Raw genomic sequence first — 269 nt, forward strand, 5'->3', positions numbered from 1 at the left:
GGCCGCCGGTCTCCCGCAGCAGCCGGGTGACATCGTGCGGATGCTGTCCGAAGTACCACGCATGCCGTTTGCCTCGGGCCGGCACCATGACGGCCGCGAACCAGAGCTGTCCGCCTTCTTCGTAGGCGCAGATGTCGACTGGCAGCGCGTCGTGGGCGGCGATTCGGCGTCCCAGGTCCGACGCGGACAACCCGAAGTACCACCAGTAGCCCTGGCCGTGGGCGCGACGCATCGCGACGGCCATCCGCATCCCGCCTGCGCTTTGATAG

General features: G+C 68.8%; 1 protein-coding gene. It reads right to left on the reverse strand.

The features are described 5' to 3' along the window. Positions 1–244: hypothetical protein (locus tag SB660_RS20870; protein WP_410584265.1), on the reverse strand; the 244-nt coding region annotated here is incomplete at its 3' end. Between the last annotated feature and the right edge of the window lie 25 nt (positions 245–269).

This window comes from Bacillus sp. SIMBA_005, assembly GCF_046535585.1.
In the GTDB taxonomy this organism is placed as follows: Bacteria; Bacillota; Bacilli; order Bacillales; family Bacillaceae; genus Bacillus; species Bacillus pumilus.